Annotated in this window: 20 protein-coding genes; 15 read left to right on the top strand and 5 right to left on the bottom strand. The window is 46.1% G+C overall.

Annotation, left to right across the window (positions count from 1 at the left end):
* Window positions 1-144: 144 nt before the first annotated feature.
* The 8 genes from nrdR (at window position 145) to pgpA (ending at window position 6,424) form a co-directional block, all read left to right on the top strand.
* Window positions 145-594, top strand: coding sequence for a transcriptional regulator NrdR (gene nrdR, locus EX191_RS12510; RefSeq protein WP_005381578.1), 450 nt, complete (start codon window positions 145-147; stop codon window positions 592-594).
* Window positions 595-601: 7 nt separating this feature from the next.
* Window positions 602-1,729: a bifunctional diaminohydroxyphosphoribosylaminopyrimidine deaminase/5-amino-6-(5-phosphoribosylamino)uracil reductase RibD gene (gene ribD, locus EX191_RS12505; protein WP_193447841.1), complete on the top strand. Its 1,128-nt coding sequence runs from the start codon at window positions 602-604 to the stop codon at window positions 1,727-1,729.
* 8 nt (window positions 1,730-1,737) lie between these two features.
* Complete coding sequence (locus tag EX191_RS12500) at window positions 1,738-2,391, top strand: riboflavin synthase (RefSeq protein ID WP_150916384.1); 654 nt, start codon at window positions 1,738-1,740, stop codon at window positions 2,389-2,391.
* Between the two features lie 174 nt (window positions 2,392-2,565).
* Window positions 2,566-3,675, top strand: a complete 1,110-nt coding sequence (gene ribBA / locus EX191_RS12495) for a bifunctional 3,4-dihydroxy-2-butanone-4-phosphate synthase/GTP cyclohydrolase II (RefSeq protein WP_164666669.1) — start codon at window positions 2,566-2,568, stop codon at window positions 3,673-3,675.
* A gap of 169 nt (window positions 3,676-3,844) precedes the next feature.
* Entirely contained in the window at window positions 3,845-4,315 is a 471-nt protein-coding gene (ribH, locus tag EX191_RS12490) for a 6,7-dimethyl-8-ribityllumazine synthase (RefSeq protein ID WP_005381572.1), read from the top strand.
* A complete protein-coding gene (gene nusB / locus EX191_RS12485; protein WP_005381571.1) occupies window positions 4,315-4,782 on the top strand; it encodes a transcription antitermination factor NusB in 468 nt (155 codons plus the stop codon). The genes ribH and nusB overlap by 1 nt, the downstream gene beginning before the upstream one ends.
* A gap of 78 nt (window positions 4,783-4,860) precedes the next feature.
* Window positions 4,861-5,826 carry a thiamine-phosphate kinase gene (thiL, locus tag EX191_RS12480; RefSeq protein WP_193447840.1) on the top strand — a complete coding sequence of 322 codons (966 nt, stop codon included), beginning with the start codon at window positions 4,861-4,863 and terminating at the stop codon, window positions 5,824-5,826.
* Between the two features lie 91 nt (window positions 5,827-5,917).
* Window positions 5,918-6,424 (top strand): phosphatidylglycerophosphatase A, encoded by a 507-nt coding sequence (pgpA, locus tag EX191_RS12475; protein ID WP_104974415.1) that lies wholly within the window; start codon window positions 5,918-5,920, stop codon window positions 6,422-6,424.
* Window positions 6,425-6,470: 46 nt separating this feature from the next.
* On the opposite strand, the gene dxs is transcribed toward pgpA, so the two are convergent.
* Genes dxs through xseB form a run of 3 tightly spaced genes read right to left on the bottom strand, consistent with a single transcriptional unit; the run spans window position 6,471 to window position 9,505 of the window.
* Window positions 6,471-8,336, bottom strand: coding sequence for a 1-deoxy-D-xylulose-5-phosphate synthase (gene dxs, locus EX191_RS12470; protein ID WP_048626092.1), 1,866 nt, complete (start codon window positions 8,334-8,336; stop codon window positions 6,471-6,473).
* A gap of 20 nt (window positions 8,337-8,356) precedes the next feature.
* Window positions 8,357-9,241 carry a (2E,6E)-farnesyl diphosphate synthase gene (gene ispA / locus EX191_RS12465; protein ID WP_005391389.1) on the bottom strand — a complete coding sequence of 295 codons (885 nt, stop codon included), beginning with the start codon at window positions 9,239-9,241 and terminating at the stop codon, window positions 8,357-8,359.
* Window positions 9,242-9,262: 21 nt separating this feature from the next.
* Complete coding sequence (gene xseB, locus EX191_RS12460; RefSeq protein ID WP_005381566.1) at window positions 9,263-9,505, bottom strand: exodeoxyribonuclease VII small subunit; 243 nt, start codon at window positions 9,503-9,505, stop codon at window positions 9,263-9,265.
* 263 nt (window positions 9,506-9,768) lie between these two features.
* Here xseB and pomA point away from each other — a divergent pair, with 263 nt between their 5' ends.
* From pomA to rlmM, 7 genes are all read left to right on the top strand, one after another.
* Window positions 9,769-10,530, top strand: coding sequence for a flagellar motor protein PomA (pomA, locus tag EX191_RS12455; protein WP_005381564.1), 762 nt, complete (start codon window positions 9,769-9,771; stop codon window positions 10,528-10,530).
* Between the two features lie 14 nt (window positions 10,531-10,544).
* Complete coding sequence (locus EX191_RS12450) at window positions 10,545-11,492, top strand: flagellar motor protein MotB (RefSeq protein ID WP_006741833.1); 948 nt, start codon at window positions 10,545-10,547, stop codon at window positions 11,490-11,492.
* 211 nt (window positions 11,493-11,703) lie between these two features.
* Entirely contained in the window at window positions 11,704-13,152 is a 1,449-nt protein-coding gene (thiI, locus tag EX191_RS12445; protein WP_031780206.1) for a tRNA uracil 4-sulfurtransferase ThiI, read from the top strand.
* A 511-nt stretch (window positions 13,153-13,663) separates the two neighbouring features.
* Window positions 13,664-14,584 carry a transcriptional regulator GcvA gene (locus EX191_RS12440; RefSeq protein ID WP_005391378.1) on the top strand — a complete coding sequence of 307 codons (921 nt, stop codon included), beginning with the start codon at window positions 13,664-13,666 and terminating at the stop codon, window positions 14,582-14,584.
* Window positions 14,565-15,188, top strand: coding sequence for an alpha/beta fold hydrolase (locus tag EX191_RS12435; protein WP_145532391.1), 624 nt, complete (start codon window positions 14,565-14,567; stop codon window positions 15,186-15,188). The genes EX191_RS12440 and EX191_RS12435 overlap by 20 nt, the downstream gene beginning before the upstream one ends.
* Window positions 15,178-15,576, top strand: a complete 399-nt coding sequence (locus EX191_RS12430) for a DUF423 domain-containing protein (protein WP_193447839.1) — start codon at window positions 15,178-15,180, stop codon at window positions 15,574-15,576. The genes EX191_RS12435 and EX191_RS12430 overlap by 11 nt, the downstream gene beginning before the upstream one ends.
* The gene (gene rlmM / locus EX191_RS12425; RefSeq protein WP_005391375.1) at window positions 15,573-16,664 is read left to right on the top strand and encodes a 23S rRNA (cytidine(2498)-2'-O)-methyltransferase RlmM; all 1,092 of its coding nucleotides are present in this window, start codon (window positions 15,573-15,575) and stop codon (window positions 16,662-16,664) included. The genes EX191_RS12430 and rlmM overlap by 4 nt, the downstream gene beginning before the upstream one ends.
* Window positions 16,665-16,772: 108 nt before the next feature.
* Here the strand turns inward: rlmM and xni are convergent, their stop codons facing one another.
* Window positions 16,773-17,555: a flap endonuclease Xni gene (gene xni, locus EX191_RS12420; RefSeq protein WP_005391374.1), complete on the bottom strand. Its 783-nt coding sequence runs from the start codon at window positions 17,553-17,555 to the stop codon at window positions 16,773-16,775.
* Window positions 17,556-17,613: 58 nt separating this feature from the next.
* Entirely contained in the window at window positions 17,614-18,990 is a 1,377-nt protein-coding gene (gene ppnN / locus EX191_RS12415; protein ID WP_005391372.1) for a nucleotide 5'-monophosphate nucleosidase PpnN, read from the bottom strand.
* Window positions 18,991-19,010: the final 20 nt, after the last annotated feature.

The following is a 19,010-nucleotide window of genomic DNA, read 5'->3' as shown; positions in this document are numbered from 1 at the left end:
TACCAATTCCGCTACACTACATGAGCTTTTATTTCGGTTTGAAAGCGTTATACCCAAATAGCTTTAATAGAGTCCGCATAACTATGAACGCGTGGTTAGCCGTGATTGCTCATGAGGTTATTTGGGTATAGATATGGAGGTGATATGCATTGTCCTTTTTGTTCCGAGAACGATACCAAAGTTATTGATTCCCGCTTAGTGGCTGATGGCCATCAAGTTCGACGTCGCCGTCAGTGCTTGGCGTGTAGCGAGCGTTTTACTACGTTTGAAAGCGCAGAGTTAGTGATGCCTAAAGTGATCAAATCGAATGGCAACCGTGAACCATTTGATGAAGATAAAATGGTTGGCGGTATTCAGCGCGCATTAGAGAAACGTCCAGTGAGTGCCGATTCTATAGAGTTAGCGATCAGCATGATCAAATCACAACTGCGTGCGACGGGTGAACGAGAGGTTCCGAGTGAAATGATTGGTAATTTAGTCATGGACCAACTCAAAGAGCTCGACAAGGTCGCTTATATCCGTTTCGCCTCAGTTTACCGCAGTTTTGAAGACATTCGCGAGTTTGGCGAAGAGATTGCCCGCCTAGAAGACTGAGTAGCTCATGACTCAACACACTCCTGAAAGAGCGTTTTCTGATTTAGATTTCGCCATGATGTCACGAGCTATTAAGTTAGCGAGACGTGGCATTTATACCACCGCCCCAAATCCAAATGTGGGGTGCGTCATCGTTCGTGATGAAGAAATTGTTGGTGAGGGCTATCACCACCGCGCTGGTGAGCCGCATGCCGAAGTGCACGCGATGCGCATGGCGGGTGAAAAAGCAGTTGGTGCAACCGCTTATGTGACGCTCGAACCTTGCTCTCATTACGGCCGTACACCGCCATGTGCTGAAGGGCTAATCAAAGCCAAAGTGGCACGTGTGGTTTGCGCAATGGTAGACCCAAACCCTAAAGTTGCGGGGCGGGGCATCCAGATGTTGCGTGATGCCGGAATTGAAGTACAAATCGGCTTGTTAGAGCAAGATGCCCTTGCCCTTAACCCTGGTTTTATAAAGTACATGCGTACAGGCATGCCGTTTGTTCAATTAAAAATGGCAGCCAGTTTGGATGGGCAAAGCGCACTCAGCAATGGGCAGAGCCAATGGATCACCTCCCCAGCGGCCCGCCAAGATGTGCAGCGTTATCGAGCGATGAGTGGTGGTATTCTCTCTACCAGCAAAACGGTGATTGATGATAATGCGTCACTCAATGTGCGTTGGGATGACTTACCTACCAGTGTTCAAGCGCAGTATTTACGAGAAGAACTTCGTCAACCAGTACGTGTAATCTTAGACCGTCAGAACCATTTAACGGATGCGCTCAAGCTGTTCCACACCGATGGAGAGCGAGTTATTGTTAGCCCAGATGGAGACTGTATCCCTCTATTGGACAGCGCTGACCAAATTGACTTATCAACAACATTAAAACGTATCTCGGATGAGCACCACATCAATCACTTATGGGTTGAAGCTGGAGCCACGCTAGCGAGTGCGATGATAAAGGCTAATCTTGTAGATGAGCTCATTGTTTACCTTGCGCCAAAACTCATGGGCAGCGATGGTCGGGGGCTTATCGGTGCTTTAGGATTGAGCGCTATGGCTGACGTCATAGATTTAAACATTACAGACGTTCGTATGGTCGGGGTAGACATTCGTATCACCGCCACCATCAAACGTAATGAACTTAGATAAGAAATAGTATGTTTACAGGAATAGTAGAAGCAGTTGGCAAGTTAGCTGCGATTACGCCGAAGGGCGAAGATATCACCGTCACGGTTGAAACGGGGACGCTTGATATGTCAGACGTTAAGTTAGGCGATAGCATTGCGACCAATGGTGTTTGCTTAACGGTAGTTGACTTCGGAAGCCACTATTACAGTGCTGATCTGTCATTAGAAACCTTGAAGAAAACTGGGTTTGCTGAATACCAGGTGGGCGATAAGGTGAATCTAGAAAAAGCCATGTTACCAACAACGCGATTGGGTGGACATATCGTTTCTGGCCATGTCGATGGGGTTGGTGAAATTGTCGAACGCAATTTAGTTGGCCGTGCGATAGATTTTTGGGTTGCAATGCCAGCGGAAATTAGCAAGTACGTTGCAGAGAAAGGCTCGATTACTGTTGATGGTATTAGCCTAACCGTCAACGACTTACGTAAAAATGCTTTTAAGCTGACGATCGTTCCTCATACGAGTGAAGAAACTACGATTGACCAGTTTCAAGTGGGGCGCAAAGTAAACTTAGAAGTTGATGTACTTGCGCGTTATATGGAGCGTTTACTGCAAGGGCAGCAAGAAGATAAGGCCGAGTCTCGTATCACGATGGACTTTTTACAGCAAAACGGTTTTGCATAAGTATTGGGAGTGGCTGCGTGAGGCATGCGATAAAGAGCAGACTCACAGAACACCGCGAGATTCATTGACTTGCTTGGTGCAAAGCTCAAACTATTGACCTAACTAGCATTCACTGCAACATGATTTTTTCATTGCTGCCGCAATAACAAATTTAGAATAACGGGAAAACAGACTATGCCAATCAGTACGCCACAAGAAATTATTGATGATATTCGCGCAGGCAAAATGGTCATCCTAATGGATGATGAAGACCGCGAGAATGAAGGTGACTTGATCATGGCTGCCGAGCATATTACGCCGGAAGCCATCAACTTTATGGCAACCTACGGCCGTGGCCTGATTTGTTTAACCATGACCAAAGATCGTTGCGAAAGCCTAGGTCTGCCACCAATGGTGCAAGACAATAATGCGCAATACACAACCAACTTTACCGTTTCTATTGAGGCGGCAGAAGGGGTAACGACGGGTATTTCAGCAGCGGATCGCGCACGCACGGTTCAAGCGGCAGTCGCGCCAAACGCCAAAGCTGCGGATTTGGTACAGCCTGGTCATATCTTCCCGCTCGCGGCCCAAGATGGCGGTGTACTGACTCGCGCAGGTCACACTGAAGCGGGCTGTGATTTGGCTCGCCTTGCTGGTTTAGAGCCTGCATCGGTGATTGTTGAGATCTTAAATGACGACGGCACCATGGCTCGTCGCCCTGATCTAGAGGTCTTTGCAGAGAAGCACGGTATTAAATTGGGCACTATTGCCGACCTAATTGAGTACCGCAATAACACTGAGACAACGATTGAACGTGTGGCAGAGTGCAAGTTACCGACAGAGTTTGGCGAGTTCACGTTAGTCACGTACAAGGACACCATTGATAACCAAGTGCACTACGCAATGTGCAAGGGCGATTTGAAAGAAAAAGCGCCACTGGTTCGCGTACATCTTCAAGACGTTTTTACCGACTTACTACGTAGCGATCGTAATGCAGAGCGTAGCTGGACACTAGATAAGGCAATGAAACGCATTGGTGAAGAAGGCGGTGTGCTGGTTGTTCTTGGCCATGAAGAATCGACTGATCTACTTATTCATCGCGTGAAGATGTTTGAAGCGCAAGACAAAGGTGAAGCACCAACGCTTGCTAAAAAACAAGGCACGTCTCGCCGTGTTGGTGTGGGGTCACAGATTCTTGCGGATCTCGGTGTACATGATATGCGCCTTTTGTCATCGACCAACAAAAAGTACCACGCGTTAGGTGGTTTTGGTCTGAACGTTGTTGAGTACGTCTGCGAGTAACAACCGAACAATAAGTTCCTAGTCTTTGACGTGCTTAACTCGTCAATGGCTAGGAACCGGTGATTTGCCTCCAATTTCCATTAGATATTGCTCACAAATTTGTGCTAGAATCCGGCGATTCTCACTTGATGAACATATTTCACTTATAAATAGAGTTAAAGGAAAGCTTATGAAAGTGATCGAGGGTGGCTTCCCAGCGCCAAATGCAAAAATTGCTATCGTTATTTCTCGTTTCAACAGTTTTATTAACGAAAGCCTACTTTCTGGTGCGATCGATACACTAAAGCGTCACGGACAAGTAAGCGAAGACAACATCACGGTTGTGCGTTGTCCAGGTGCCGTAGAACTACCTCTAGTAGCTCAGCGTGTTGCTAAAACTGGCAAATTCGACGCTATTGTTTCTCTAGGGTCTGTTATTCGCGGTGGAACGCCTCACTTTGACTATGTTTGTAGTGAAATGAACAAAGGTCTAGCACAAGTGTCTATGGAATTCAGCATTCCAGTAGCATTTGGTGTTTTGACTGTTGATACGATCGATCAAGCGATTGAACGCGCAGGAACCAAGGCTGGTAATAAAGGTGCAGAGGCTGCACTAAGCGCACTTGAAATGATTAATGTACTATCTGAAATTGATTCCTAATGGGGGCCAGTGTGAAACCAGCCGCACGTCGTAACGCACGTCAATTCGCTCTACAGGCGATCTACTCATGGCAAATTACTAAAGAGAATGTTGCCAAGATTGAAGAACAGTTTTTGTCTGGCGACAAATACGATGAAGAAGAACTTCATGCATCTGAGCCAGCGCTTGCTGCTCCAGAGACAGACGTAGCTTACTTCCGTGAACTATTAAGCGGTGTTGTACTTAGCCACGCTGAGCTAGATAGCAAAATTCGGCCATACATCTCTCGTCCTATGCAGGATTTAGATATGATGGAACTTGCTCTTCTTCGCCTTGCTATGTACGAGATGACTCGTCGCGAAGATGTTCCTTACAAAGTTGTTATCAATGAAGCGATTGAACTTGCAAAAGTTTTCGCAGCAGAAGATAGCCACAAGTTTGTGAATGGTGTACTTGATAAAGCAGCACCTCACATTCGTAAGAAATAACGATTTCTTCAATGAAAAGGTCAGCACATGCTGACCTTTTTTGTATCAAAAGCTTTTACATCAAAAAGTAAGTGAATTATGTCTGGTGAATTTAATCTGATAGACAAGTATTTCGTCGGTCGTCAGAGCCAACGTAAAGATGTCCATCTAGCCGCTGGTGATGATTGCGCTTTGGTCAAAGCGCCAGCTAATGTTCAGATTGCGATTAGCACGGATACATTGGTAGCTGGAACGCATTTCTTAGCCGACGCGAACCCAGCATGGGTCGCACACAAAGCATTGGCTTCTAACATCAGTGATTTGGCTGCGATGGGCGCAACGCCTGCGTGGGTGAGCTTCGCATTAACGATGCCTGAGCCAGATGAAGAATGGCTTGCACCTTTCTGTGATGCATTTTTCGAACTGGCTGATTACTATGGTATTCAGTTAATTGGCGGTGACACAACCAAAGGACCTTTGTGCTTAACGCTGACGGTGCAAGGTTTTGTGCCTGAAGGTAAAGCACTCACACGTTCCGGAGCAAAGCCAGGGGACTGGGTGTACGTAACAGGGAACCTTGGCGATGCCAAAGCTGGCTTGGATGTGATTCTAGATGGTTCTCTACGCAGCAGGGCAGGTGCGGAAGCACTAGAGCGAGCTCATTACCTCAGTTCTCCGCGTGTGCTTGCTGGACAAGCTCTGATTGGCTTAGCCTCTTCGGCGATAGATATTTCAGATGGTTTAATCTCTGATATTAAGCACATTTTACAGCGATCTCAGGTTGGGGTGAGTATTGATGTCTCTCAGCTACCGATCTCTTCAGAATTAGTCCAGTTTTTAGATGATAAGATCAGCGCGCAGCAGTATGCTTTAGCAAGTGGCGAAGAGTACGAATTGTGTTTTACCGTGCCGGAGCAAAATCGAGGCTCGTTACAAAGCGCTTTATCTCATACTGGCTGTAAGGTCACATGTATTGGTCAAATCCGACCAAATGGAACCTTCGAGCTGCATGATAACAATCAACCACTTGATTGGGACTTAAGTGGCTTCGACCACTTTAAATGATCTGAGCTAAGCTCTAGCCAAGAGCCTGTTACCATTGAGCAACTCGCAGGCGTGACGATTGAAACCAAACTAGCAGTATAGGTTTAAGGATATGACCAACCCTCTTTCTCTGATTTCATTAAAGAACCCGTGGCATCTATTGGCGACGGGTTTTGGCAGTGGATTATCCCCGTTTATCCCAGGAACAATGGGGACACTGGCGGCCGTGCCCTTTTTTTTGTTGTTGGCGCAATTGCCATTTTCGGCGTACGTCATTGTTGTTCTGATTTCGTGTGTGATCGGTATTCAAATCTGCCAAGTGACGTCAGCAGACATGAAAGTACATGATCATGGTTCAATCGTATGGGATGAATTTGCGGGTTTTTGGATTACGATGGGCATCGTCCCTGCGTTAAATATTCCGTTGACCGAGTGGAAGTGGTTGCTCACTGGCTTCATCTTGTTCCGTTTTTTCGACATGGTAAAACCGTGGCCAATTGGGTGGCTAGATAAGCGAGTTCACGGTGGGCTGGGTATTATGGTTGATGATATCGTGGCGGGAATTATGGCCGGTGTTGCCCTGTTTCTAGTCGCAAAATACGCAGGCTGGATGAATTAAACGTTGGACATAAAAAAGGGATGCCATGAGCATCCCTTTTTAAATTCTATTTTGCTAAATAATCCAAGATGGATTGTTCAATCCCTTTTGCATCGAGACCAAGCTCTTCATGCAGTTCATCTTGTGTTCCCTGATGAATAAACTCATCTGGTAAACCTAGGTTCAACACAGGTTTAATGATTTTATCTTTCATCATAAACTCAACGACACCTGCACCTGCACCACCTGCGATAACATTTTCTTCTAACGTCACGAGCACGTCATGATCTGCGGCTAATTGACGAATTAATGCTTCATCGAGCGGCTTCACAAAGCGCATGTCAGCAACAGTGGCGTTAAGGTATTCTGCCGCTTCTAACGCGTTACCCAAGAAAGTACCAAAGTTCAGAATAGCAACTTTTTCACCTTGGCGAACCATGCGTCCTTTACCGATTTCTAAAGCCGTAAACTCAGTTTCGATTTCTACGCCCATCCCGCTACCGCGAGGGTATCGAACCGCACTAGGGCCAGTATGTTTATGGCCAGTGTAAAGCATTTGTCGACATTCGTTTTCGTCACTTGGCGCCATGATCACCATGTTCGGAATACAGCGCATAAAGCTTAGATCGAATGCGCCTTGGTGAGTTTGGCCATCTGCACCAACGAGACCTGCACGGTCGATAGCGAACATTACTGGTAAATCCATGATCGCGATATCGTGGATCAGTTGGTCATAACCACGTTGCAAGAAAGTCGAATAGATAGCAACGATTGGATGATCGCCCGCAATTGCCATGCCTGTTGCAAGTGTCACAGCGTGCTGCTCAGCAATCGCCACGTCAAAGTATTGGTCTGGATATTCTTTTGAGAAACGTACCATACCAGAGCCTTCGCGCATTGCTGGCGTAATTGCCATTAGCTTAGGATCTTGGGCCGCCATGTCACATAAAAAGTCACCAAAGATCTTTGAGTAAGTTGGCTTACCGCCACTGCTTTTCGGTAGACAGTTATGCGTTGGATCGAATTTAGGAACACCATGGTAGCCGATAGGATCTTTCTCGGCAGGCTCATAACCTTTGCCTTTCTTGGTCATGATGTGTAGGAACTGAGGACCTTTGAGCTCACGCATGTTTTTTAGCGTTTTGACGAGTTCATTGACGTCGTGTCCATCAATCGGGCCAATGTAATTAAAGCCGAACTCTTCAAACAGAGTGCCTGGCACTACCATGCCTTTTAGGTGCTCTTCCGTACGGCGAACCAACTCTTTAATAGGTGGAACACCAGACAACACTTTTTTACCGCCTTCACGGATAGAAGTGTACAAGCTGCCAGAAAGTACTTTCGCAAGGTGGTTATTCAGGGCGCCGACGTTTTCTGAAATAGACATTTCGTTGTCGTTCAAAATCACCAACATATCAGGATGAACGTCGCCAGCGTGGTTCATAGCTTCGAATGCCATGCCGGCTGTAATTGCGCCATCGCCAATCACACTGACAATTTTACGACCTTTGCCTTCTTTTTGTGCGCTGATGGCCATGCCAAGACCAGCACTAATCGATGTCGAAGAGTGACCGACAGATAAGGTGTCATATTCACTTTCTTCACGCCAAGGGAAAGGGTGTAGACCATCCTTTTGGCGAATTGTTGGCATTTTATCGCGACGTCCGGTGAGGATTTTATGCGGGTAAGCCTGATGACCAACATCCCAGATCAGTTTGTCGATAGGGGTGTTGTAAACATAATGCAGAGCGACAGTTAGCTCCACGGTGCCTAAGCCAGACGCTAAGTGTCCGCTAGATTGGCTCACTGAATTTAGCAGATACGTTCGCAGTTCATCACACAGATTTGGTAATGTTTCTTTCGGAAGAAGACGTAATTCTTCCGGTGTATTTGCTAACGCCAGTGTTGGGTACTTTGAAATATCAAGAGTCATATAAATGCGCGCTTATAGTGTTAATTTTTGCGCTCGATGACATATCGGGCGAACTCTTCGAGTAACTGAGTATTGTATGGGATAGCTTCCAATGCTTGAAGTGCTTCCTGTAACAGAGTGTGAGCTTTCTCTATGGCTCCCTCTAAACCCAGCAGGGAAGGATAAGTGCTCTTATTCAGACCTTGGTCGGAACCTTGAGGCTTACCCAGTGTTTCTGTGTCACTGATGATATCAAGAATATCGTCTTGAACCTGAAACGCCAAACCAATTGCTTTTGAGTAGCGCTCCAAGTGAGGTAGAACCTCGATACCTTTCTCACCAGCAGCTAATGCACCTAATTTTACCGCACAATCAATCAGAGCTCCGGTTTTTTTACGGTGTATCTCTTCCATTTCTTCAAGAGAAACTTGGCGATTTTCTGCGCCTAAATCTAAAGCTTGTCCAACACACATGCCGTTGGCGCCAGAAGAATGCGCCAACGCTTTGATCATATTGATGCGTTGAGTCTCGGCTGCCGGGTTTAATTGACCATCGGCAATAATGGTGAAGGCGAGAGTTTGTAGTGCATCACCTGTCAGTATTGCGGTTGCTTCATCAAACTTAATATGACAAGTTGGTTGACCTCGACGCAGTTCATCATCGTCCATGGCAGGCAGATCATCATGAATGAGTGAGTAGGCATGTATACATTCGATAGCAGCGGCAGGAGTGTCTAAGTCTTCTGGTTTACAGCCGAGCATTTGACCTGTGATGTAAACAAGAAAAGGGCGAACGCGTTTTCCACCTAGCAAAAGGCCGTATTTCATTGCTTGAATCAATGGCTGCTCTTGATATGGAAGCTGATCGAGCCACAAGTTCAATTGCTGATTGTTTCTTTGTTGAAAAGACGTCAATGTCTGTTGCATCACATTGCTCACTACTGATGGTTATTCTGAATCTGGTTTGAAGTCACTCAGTGGTGCTTCATCATCTTCGCTGAGAAGAATACTTACGCGCTGTTCGGCGTCGCTAAGTTTAGTTTGGCCAGCACGAGCTAAGGCAATGCCTCGTTCAAACTTACGTAGAGCATCATCTAGGGCAAGATCGCCATTTTCTAATTGATCAACCAAGCTATCAAGCTCTTCAATGGTTGCTTCGAAGGTCATGTTTTCTGGTTTCTTGACCGCCATCTTTTTTCTGCCTTTATCAAGCCTTGGAGAAGATGCACGAAAGTTACCTTAGCCTAGTAACTTGGTCAAATTTAACCTTATATAATTGTCACAAAATTAGCGTTAAACGAGCCTAAGCGCTGAAACCCCATATTTTGGTTAAGGTTGTTAAGTCTAATTTGTGATCCATTAGCTAAGATTTTTCTAAAAATTCTGCGCGAGTTGTCGATACAGGTAATAATCCGCCCAATGGCAGTATTTGAGTATAGCGTGAGGAGTGCTTTGTGGATTTAGCAACCCTATTAGGTTTGATTGGTGGTTTTGCATTCGTCATTATGGCGATGGTGCTTGGTGGCAGCATCGGCATGTTTGTCGATGTCACGTCGATCCTTATTGTCGTTGGTGGCTCAATATTTGTAGTACTGATGAAGTTCACAATGGGACAGTTCTTTGGTGCAACAAAGATCGCAGGCAAAGCCTTCATGTTTAAAGCGGATGAACCGGAAGACTTGATCGCAAAAATTGTGGAAATGGCCGATGCGGCACGTAAAGGTGGTTTTCTTGCTCTTGAAGAGATGGAAATTAATAACACTTTTATGCAAAAAGGCATTGATTTGCTTGTTGATGGCCATGATGCCGACGTGGTAAGAGCGGCCTTAAAAAAAGACATTGCGCTTACGGATGAACGACATACTCAAGGCACTGGCGTATTTCGCGCCTTTGGTGACGTTGCCCCTGCAATGGGGATGATTGGTACCTTGGTTGGCTTAGTCGCGATGCTTTCGAATATGGATGATCCAAAAGCGATTGGACCTGCAATGGCGGTTGCGCTCTTAACCACATTGTATGGCGCGATCCTGTCCAACATGGTGTTTTTCCCTATTGCGGATAAGCTTTCTCTGCGCCGTGATCAAGAAACGCTAAACCGCCGTTTGATCATGGATGGCGTATTAGCGATTCAAGATGGTCAAAACCCGCGAGTGATTGATAGCTACTTGAAGAACTACCTCAACGAAGGTAAACGTGCCCTTGAGATTGACGAGTAACTTGGAGAGTAGTGATGGATGATGAAGATAACAAATGCGATTGTCCGCCACCCGGTCTCCCGTTATGGATGGGGACATTCGCGGACTTAATGTCGCTACTGATGTGTTTCTTTGTTCTTCTGCTCTCGTTTTCTGAGATGGACGTGCTGAAGTTCAAACAGATTGCGGGCTCAATGAAATTTGCCTTCGGTGTACAAAATCAACTTGAAGTGAAAGACATTCCCAAAGGTACCAGCATCATTGCTCAAGAGTTTCGACCGGGCCGACCGGAACCAACGCCGATTGATGTCATCATGCAGCAAACCATGGACATCACTCAGCAGACGCTCGAATTTCATGAAGGGGAGTCTGACCGTGCTGGTGGCACAAAGCGTGATGAAGGCAAGTTAACGGGGGGCCAATCGCCAGAAACGTCAACGCAAAACAATCAATCTGCAGAAGCGGACATGCAACAGCAGCAATCTGAAGAGATGTCGCAAGAGATGGAAACCTTGATGGAAAGCATCAAGAAAGCCTTAGAGCGAGAGATTGAACAAGGTGCCATTGAAGTTGAAAATCTTGGCCAACAGATTGTCATACGCATGCGTGAAAAAGGTGCATTCCCTGAAGGTTCGGCCTTCTTGCAGCCTAAATTCCGCCCTTTAGTTCGACAAATTGCAGAGTTAGTAAAAGACGTGCCAGGCATTGTGCGAGTATCCGGTCATACGGACAACCGACCGTTGGACTCAGAGCTTTATCGTTCTAACTGGGATCTCTCTTCTCAGCGCGCCGTATCGGTCGCACAAGAGATGGAGAAGGTGAGAGGCTTCTCTCATCAACGTTTGAGAGTGCGAGGCATGGCAGATACTGAACCATTGTTGCCGAATGATTCTGATGAAAATCGCGCGCTTAACCGACGGGTTGAAATCAGCATCATGCAAGGCGAACCACTATACAGTGAAGAAGTGCCTGTAATTCAATAACTAGACTTTGGTTTTAAGTCAGTAGAGAGATAAGAAAGCGAGCAGATTGCTCGCTTTTTTTGTTTTTCCAATCCGCTTGGGTGTATAATCTTGCGCCTTAAAAGTGAGCTCAGACTACTTTTTGTGACTGAAACGCGGTTTTACTGCGTATGAAGCATTGAAGTTGAGTGTCACTCTTTGTTGATTGCGAAACTAACCTGCGAATTAGACTATGAAATTTATTGTAAAGCCCCATCCAGAAATTTTTGTAAAAAGTGAATCTGTGCGTAAGCGCTTCACAAAGATTTTAGAGTGCAACATTCGTAACATCATTAAGAGCCGCACGGAATCTGTCGCGGTATTCAACCGTCGTGATCACATTGAAGTGACCTCTGAGAGTAACGAATTCCACGCTGAAGTTCTTGAGGTTTTGACTCATACACCAGGCATTCACCACGTACTGGAAGTGAAGCAGACCGAATTTAAAGATTTGCACGATATCTTCGAACAAGTACTGGAGCTAAATCGCTCTGCACTCGAAAATAAAACCTTTGTTGTACGTGCGAAGCGTCGCGGTAAGCACGACTTTACCTCTATCGAACTAGAGCGTTATGTCGGCGGTGGTTTAAACCAAGCGATTGAGAGCGCAAGAGTTAAGCTGCAAAACCCAGACGTGACGATCAAGGTGGAAGTCTCGAACGATAAGCTAAACCAAGTGCTGGCTCGTCATAAAGGTCTAGGCGGCTTCCCACTGGGCACGCAAGAAGACGTGTTGAGCTTGATCTCTGGTGGTTTTGACTCTGGTGTTTCTAGCTATCTGCACATCAAACGTGGTTCAAAAGTACACTACTGTTTCTTTAACCTAGGTGGTCCAGCGCACGAAATCGGCGTTAAGCAGGTTTCTCACTACCTATGGAACAAATACGGCTCTTCAGCAAAAGTACGTTTCATCTCAGTTGATTTCGAACCTGTGGTTGCGGAAATCCTAGAGAAAGTCGATGACGGCCAAATGGGGGTTATCTTGAAGCGTATGTTCATGCGTGCAGCAGGCATGATCGCTCAGAAGATGAAGATCGAAGCATTGGTGACTGGCGAAGCGCTCGGTCAGGTATCGAGCCAAACGCTAACTAACCTCCGCCATATCGATAACGTAACGGACACGTTGATTCTGCGCCCACTTATCAACTGGGATAAAGAAGACATCATTAACCTAGCACGCGAAATCGGCACGGAAGACTTTGCGAAGACTATGCCAGAGTATTGTGGTGTTATTTCTAAGAAGCCGACAGTAAAAGCGATTAAAGCGAAGCTAGAAGCGGAAGAAGAGAAATTTGACTTTAGCATTCTTGAGCAAGTAGTTCGTGATGCACGCATGATGGACATTCGTGATATCGCTAAAGAATCTGAGCAAGCTGCACCAGAAGTCGAGCAGGTTGAAGCGGTAGAAGAGCACGCGGTTGTGCTAGATATTCGTAGTCCTGAAGAGGAAGACGATAACCCGCTCGAAATCGAAGGTGTGGATGTGAAACATATCCCATTCTACAAGTTGGGTACACAGTTTGGTGATTTAGACCAATCTAAGACATATCTATTGTACTGTGACCGTGGTGTGATGAGCCGTCTGCAAGCACTTTACTTGCAAGAGCAAGGCTTCAATAACGTAAAAGTTTACCGCCCATAGTTGACTGATAAAAAGACGTTAAAAGGCGCAAATTGAGACATCAATTTGCGCCTTTTTTGTTTTTGATCGCGTTACAGCTAATCATTACTTAGCATAATGTTGAGGCTTATCGCAAAGCCATACACTTTGTGTTGATATAACGATAATTAATCCGAAAGAAGAGTAATAAAGTGATGTTGCTGCCAGATATACGGATGAGATTTTCGATAGATAAAAAAACACCGCCTAATTTAGGCGGTGTAACAAATTTGACAGACAGGTCAAAAACAAATACAGGAAGTATATGTTTTGTCACAGGGAGTGTGGACAAAACATTATGGTAGAAATCTACCTAACTCGAAATACGAGTTTGCAAACACAACATCGCAACAACGAAGCCAATTGATTTCCAAAGAAATCAAGCCGTTCAGGCTCGTGTTGCGGGGTGAAATATAGAATTTATCTGGCTGTTCGACAACGGACATTTTATAATGTTTCAGATTAAAAAAACTAATCCTATTTGAGGTCCCATATGTCTCGCAGATTGCCTCCGTTAAATTCGCTTCGAGTCTTCGAAGCGGCTGCTCGTCATCTCAGTTTTACGCGAGCGGCAGAAGAGTTGTTTGTTACTCAAGCCGCGGTCAGTCACCAGATTAAAGCACTCGAAGAGTTCTTATCGTTGAAGCTCTTTCGTCGCCGTAATCGTTCGCTATTGTTGACAGAAGAAGGACAAAGTTACTTTCTCGACATCAAAGATATTTTCACCTCGATTGCCGAGGCGACAGATAAGGTATTGGAACGTAGTGAAAAAGGGGCATTGACGATCAGTCTACCGCCGAGTTTTGCTATCCAATGGTTGGTGCCTCGTTTGGCCGACTTTAATGCTCAAGAGCCAGATATCGATGTACGTATTAAAGCTGTGGATATGGATGAAGGTTCACTGACTGATGATGTAGATGTCGCTATCTACTATGGCCGTGGGAATTGGCCGGGTTTGCGAGCGGATAAATTGTACCAAGAGTTTCTGATCCCACTTTGTTCACCTTCGTTACTTTTAGGCAACAAACCATTAGAATCTCTAAGTGACCTCAAATTACACACTTTGTTACATGATACTTCGCGTAAAGACTGGAAGCAGTTTGCGCGTCATTACAACATCGAAGGTATCAATGTAAACCACGGTCCTATTTTCAGTCACTCGACGATGGTGCTACAGGCTGCTGCGCATGGTCAGGGGGTCGCGCTTGGTAACAACGTACTCGCCAAGCCAGAAATGGAAGCTGGACGACTCATCGCGCCATTCGACGAGGTGTTGATCTCTAAGAATGCATTCTACGTGGTGTGTCATGAACAGCAGGCAGATATGGGCCGAATCGCAACGTTTAGAGACTGGATGTTAGCGACCGCGAGAAAAGAGCAAGAGGAAGTACTAGATGAGCCAATGGATAGTTGAGGGACCTGAAAGCGGTCCTCTATTTATCTTTGCCCATGGCGCTGGAGCGGGGATGGAACATGATTTCATGACCGCCGTTGCCAAAGGATTAGTTGAGCAAGGAATTCGCGTGGTGCGATTTAACTTCCCGTATATGATTAAGCGAGCGGAAGATGGGAAAAAGCGCCCACCAGATCGTGCGCCAAAGCTGCTTGAAGCCTACGAAGAAGTGATTGCTCACTTTACCTCTCAACCTATTGTCATTGGTGGTAAGTCAATGGGTGGCCGCATGTCGAGTTTACTGGCTGAAAATGAGCTGGTGGCGGGCATTGCTTGTTTAGGGTTTCCATTTCACCCACCGGGAAAGCCAGAAAAGTTCAAAGGCGATCACTTAGCGAATATCGAGAAACCTACGCTGATTCTACAAGGGGAGCGAGACACCTTTGGTAAGCGTGAGGAGTTCGATGACTTTGTCCTTTCATCGCAAGTTAAGGTGAGTTTTTTACCCGATGGTGACCACAGCTTTAAACCGCGCAAGAGCTCAGGCCATACCGAGGCGGGTAACATCGATCTCGCGGTAGAGCAGTTAGCGGCGTTTATCAAAGAGGTGTACCGTGAAAAGTAAGTGGTTACTCTCATTTTCTGGTCTGTCTGGGCTGGTTTCTGTCGCTCTAGGTGCCTTTGCTGCACATGGGCTAAAAGCTCAGCTGGCTCGGTATTTACTTGGCGTATTTGAGACCGGAGTGTTGTACCAATTTATTCACACGCTGGCGATTGTGTTTTGTGCGGTTTTATTGCTATTGAATTTGGGACAAAAAGCACAAAAATATTTTTTCATTGCAGCGATTTGCTTTATCATCGGCATCTTTTGTTTTAGCGGCAGTCTTTACGCACTGGCGCTGACAGGCATTAAGTGGTTTGGCCCGATTACTCCAATGGGAGGATTGCTGTTCATGATTGGTTGGTGTCTGTTCTTTTTTGCTGCGTTCAATATCAAAGAGGTCTCCAAGTGAAACAACTAATGCTCTATTGCCGTTCTGGCTTTGAGAAAGAGTGTGCTGGTGAAATTCAGGACAAAGCGACACAGTTGGAAGTGTATGGCTTCCCTCGAGTGAAGAGAAACTCAGGTTATGTTGTCTTCGAGTGTTACCAAGATGGAGATGCGGACAAACTTGCGAGAGGTTTGGACTTTAAGTCGTTAATCTTCGCTCGCCAAATGTTTGCGGTAGCGGCTGAGTTTCAATCGCTGCCAAGTGATGACCGCATTAGCCCAATTTTGAATGAGCTAGCAGACATTGAAGCGTTTCCTCGCTGTGGGGATTTGAGAATTGAAACTCCGGATACGAATGAAGCGAAAGAGCTACTGAAGTTCTGCCGTAAATTTACTGTCCCAATGCGTCAAGCGTTGCGCGGTAAAGGTCTAATGTTGAACAAAGACAACGCAAAGAAGCCAGTACTGCACATTTGTTTTGTGGAGCCTGGCCACTGTTATGTCGGTTATTCTTACACAGACAATAACTCTCAGTTCTTCATGGGTATTCCTCGCCTTAAGTTCCCAGCAGACGCCCCAAGTCGTTCAACGCTTAAACTGGAAGAAGCATTTCACGTCTTTATTCCACGTGAAGAGTGGGATGAGCGTTTGGCTCCAGGAATGTGGGGGGTCGATTTAGGGGCATGTCCAGGCGGTTGGACGTACCAATTGGTGAAGCGCTCGATGTTCGTTCACTGTGTCGATAACGGCATGATGGCAGACAGCTTGATGGAAACCGGCCAGATCAAGCATCATATGGTGGATGGTTTTAAATTCGAACCAGACCGTAAGAACGTAACATGGATTGTTTGTGACATGGTAGAAAAGCCAGCTCGTGTTGCTCACCTTATGGGCCAGTGGCTGTTAAAAGGTTGGGCGAAAGAGGCAATCTTTAACCTTAAGCTGCCAATGAAAGGCCGCTATGACGAGGTGCTGCAAGACCTTGAAAACCTGAAGCAGTTCCTGATTGATAATAAGGTAAAGTTCAGACTACAAGCTAAGCATTTGTATCATGATCGTGAAGAGATCACGATTCATATCCAGTGTCTATCGAACATTTCGCCGTACTAATTCTATCTCCGAGTCATTTGGGGATAGTCCCGAGAATAGAAAAAAGCGCCTTCAAATGGCGCTTTTTTATTGTCTGATAGCTTTATGGTTTGAAACCATCATCAGACATTATTCCGCCTTATTTGGTCCTGTAAAGCGAATGTCCTGTAAGTTAAAGCCGAGTTCAATGTCGCACTTTAAAGCCGCGACGCGTTTACATAAGCGTGCAGACTCAATGTGCTCGTCTAATTTTTTACGGTATTTCGGTGCGAGGTCTTCACTGGCGTAGGCTGCTTCAATATTCTCAAACTGAGTAAGAATCTCTTTCGCCGCTTTCGGTCCAATGCCCGGAACCCCTGGCACTTGGCTAGAGCTGATCCCCGTTAACCCCCAATAATCGGCCAGTTGGCTCGGTTTTACGCCGAACTCTTTTTCGATAAACGGTTCATCTAACCAACGATGTTGGAAGTAATCACGGATCTGTAGGGTAGGAGAAAGCAGCTGACAGTAGCCTTTATCCGTAGAAACGATGGTGACTTTTTCACCATGACTGGCCACTTTCGTCGCGAGAGTAGCAACCAAGTCGTCCGCTTCATCGCCTTCAGAAAGCAATGAATCAATACCTTGTTCCCACCATGCTTGCTGAATCGCATCTAGACCTTGCATCAGTGGTTCCGGCATTGGTTTTCGATTTTGCTTATAGTCTGGGAGAATCTCAGCTCGCCATCCTCTGTCTTGTTCATGGTGATCGAAAACCGCGATGATGTGTGTCGGGTTGGCTTCTGACAGAATGCGAGTGAGGGTTCTTTGTGTCGTGGTGATGGTTCTTGCTATGTCGGTTGGATCCGGTTGTGCAGAGTGAACACGGCGGATCAGGTTTAGGGCATCAATAATAACAAGGTGAATAGACATAATGACTTAGCAATAAAAAAGGGGCGTAATGCCCCTAGTGTAACGAATGCTAGCCTGACTATCGACCACCAATTTCTGGGTGAGCGATGCGATAACACGGTTCATAGTCTGACCCGCCAGGCAGTTTCATTCGGTGTTGTTCGACAAAGTCTTGTAGTAACTTATCGAGCTTTTTCATTAGCACAGGATCACCGTGAATGGTGAAAGGGCCTCGACGTTCGATTTCTCGAATGCCTTCGGCTTTGACGTTACCAGCCACGATACCGGAGAAGGCTTGACGCAGGTTGGCCGCTAAGACTTGAGGTTCTTGATCTAAGCTTAAATCCAATTGCTCCATCGACTCATGAGTTGGATCGAATGGTAACTGGAAGTTAGGCTCGATTTTTAATGACCAGTTAAAGCTATAAGCATCGCCTTTTTCTTTTCGGTGAAGGCGTACAGAGTCCATGGAGCGCTTCATGATACGTGCCACTTCTGCCGGATCGTCAATGACGATCTCGTAATGCTTTTGACCTTCTTCGCCAAGTGTATCGCGAACAAACTCGTCGATAGAGCGGAAGTACTCTTCACTCTCTTTTGGTCCTGTTAACACGATAGGCATTGGCTGATCGGCGTTGTCTGGGTGCATCATAATGCCAAGAATATACAGCAACTCTTCTGCAGTACCCGGACCACCAGGGAAAATCACAATGCCATGCGCCATACGTACAAAGGCTTCCAAACGCTTTTCGATGTCTGGCATGATAACCAGCTCATTCACGATTGGGTTTGGTGGCTCGGCTGCAATAATCGAAGGTTCGGTTAAACCAAGATAACGTTGCTGAGTATAACGCTGCTTCGCATGTCCGATAGCGGCACCTTTCATTGGCCCTTCCATCGCACCAGGGCCACAACCCGTGCAGATATTAAGTTCACGCAAGCCAAGCTCGTTACCGACTTCACGTGTGTATTGATATTCCACGCCATTGATAGAGTGACCGCCCCAACACACGACTAGGTTTGGCTCGATACCTGGTGTGAGGGCTCTGGCATTACGCAGAATACCGAACACGAGGTTAGTGATGTGAATTGGGTTCGTCAGGTTGAGTCGTTGTGCGTCTGCTAAATGCATATTGACATAAACGATATCGCGTAACACGGAGAACAGATGCTCTTGGATACCTTTAATTATCTCACCATCGACAAAGGCGTGCTCAGGTGGGTTAGTCAGCTCAAGCTTAATACCACGCTCGCGGCGCACTACGTTGACATCAAACGACTGGTGTTTATCGAGTAGCTCTTTCGAGTTATCGGTATGACTGCCGGAGTTCAACACCGCTAACGTGCAGTTGCGGTACAGTTGATAAAGTTCACTCGAGGCCGTGTTCTTTAAGCGCTCTACTTCTAATTGAGATAGCAAGTCCATGCTACCAGCGGGGCTTATATGGGTAATCATAACGCCTCCTTGTGTTGCAT

Source organism: Vibrio chemaguriensis (genome assembly GCF_012275705.1).
In the GTDB taxonomy this organism is placed as follows: domain Bacteria; phylum Pseudomonadota; class Gammaproteobacteria; order Enterobacterales; family Vibrionaceae; genus Vibrio; species Vibrio diabolicus.
Note: the sequence above shows the minus strand (reverse complement) of the source record. Positions and strands in the feature narration are given on the sequence as shown.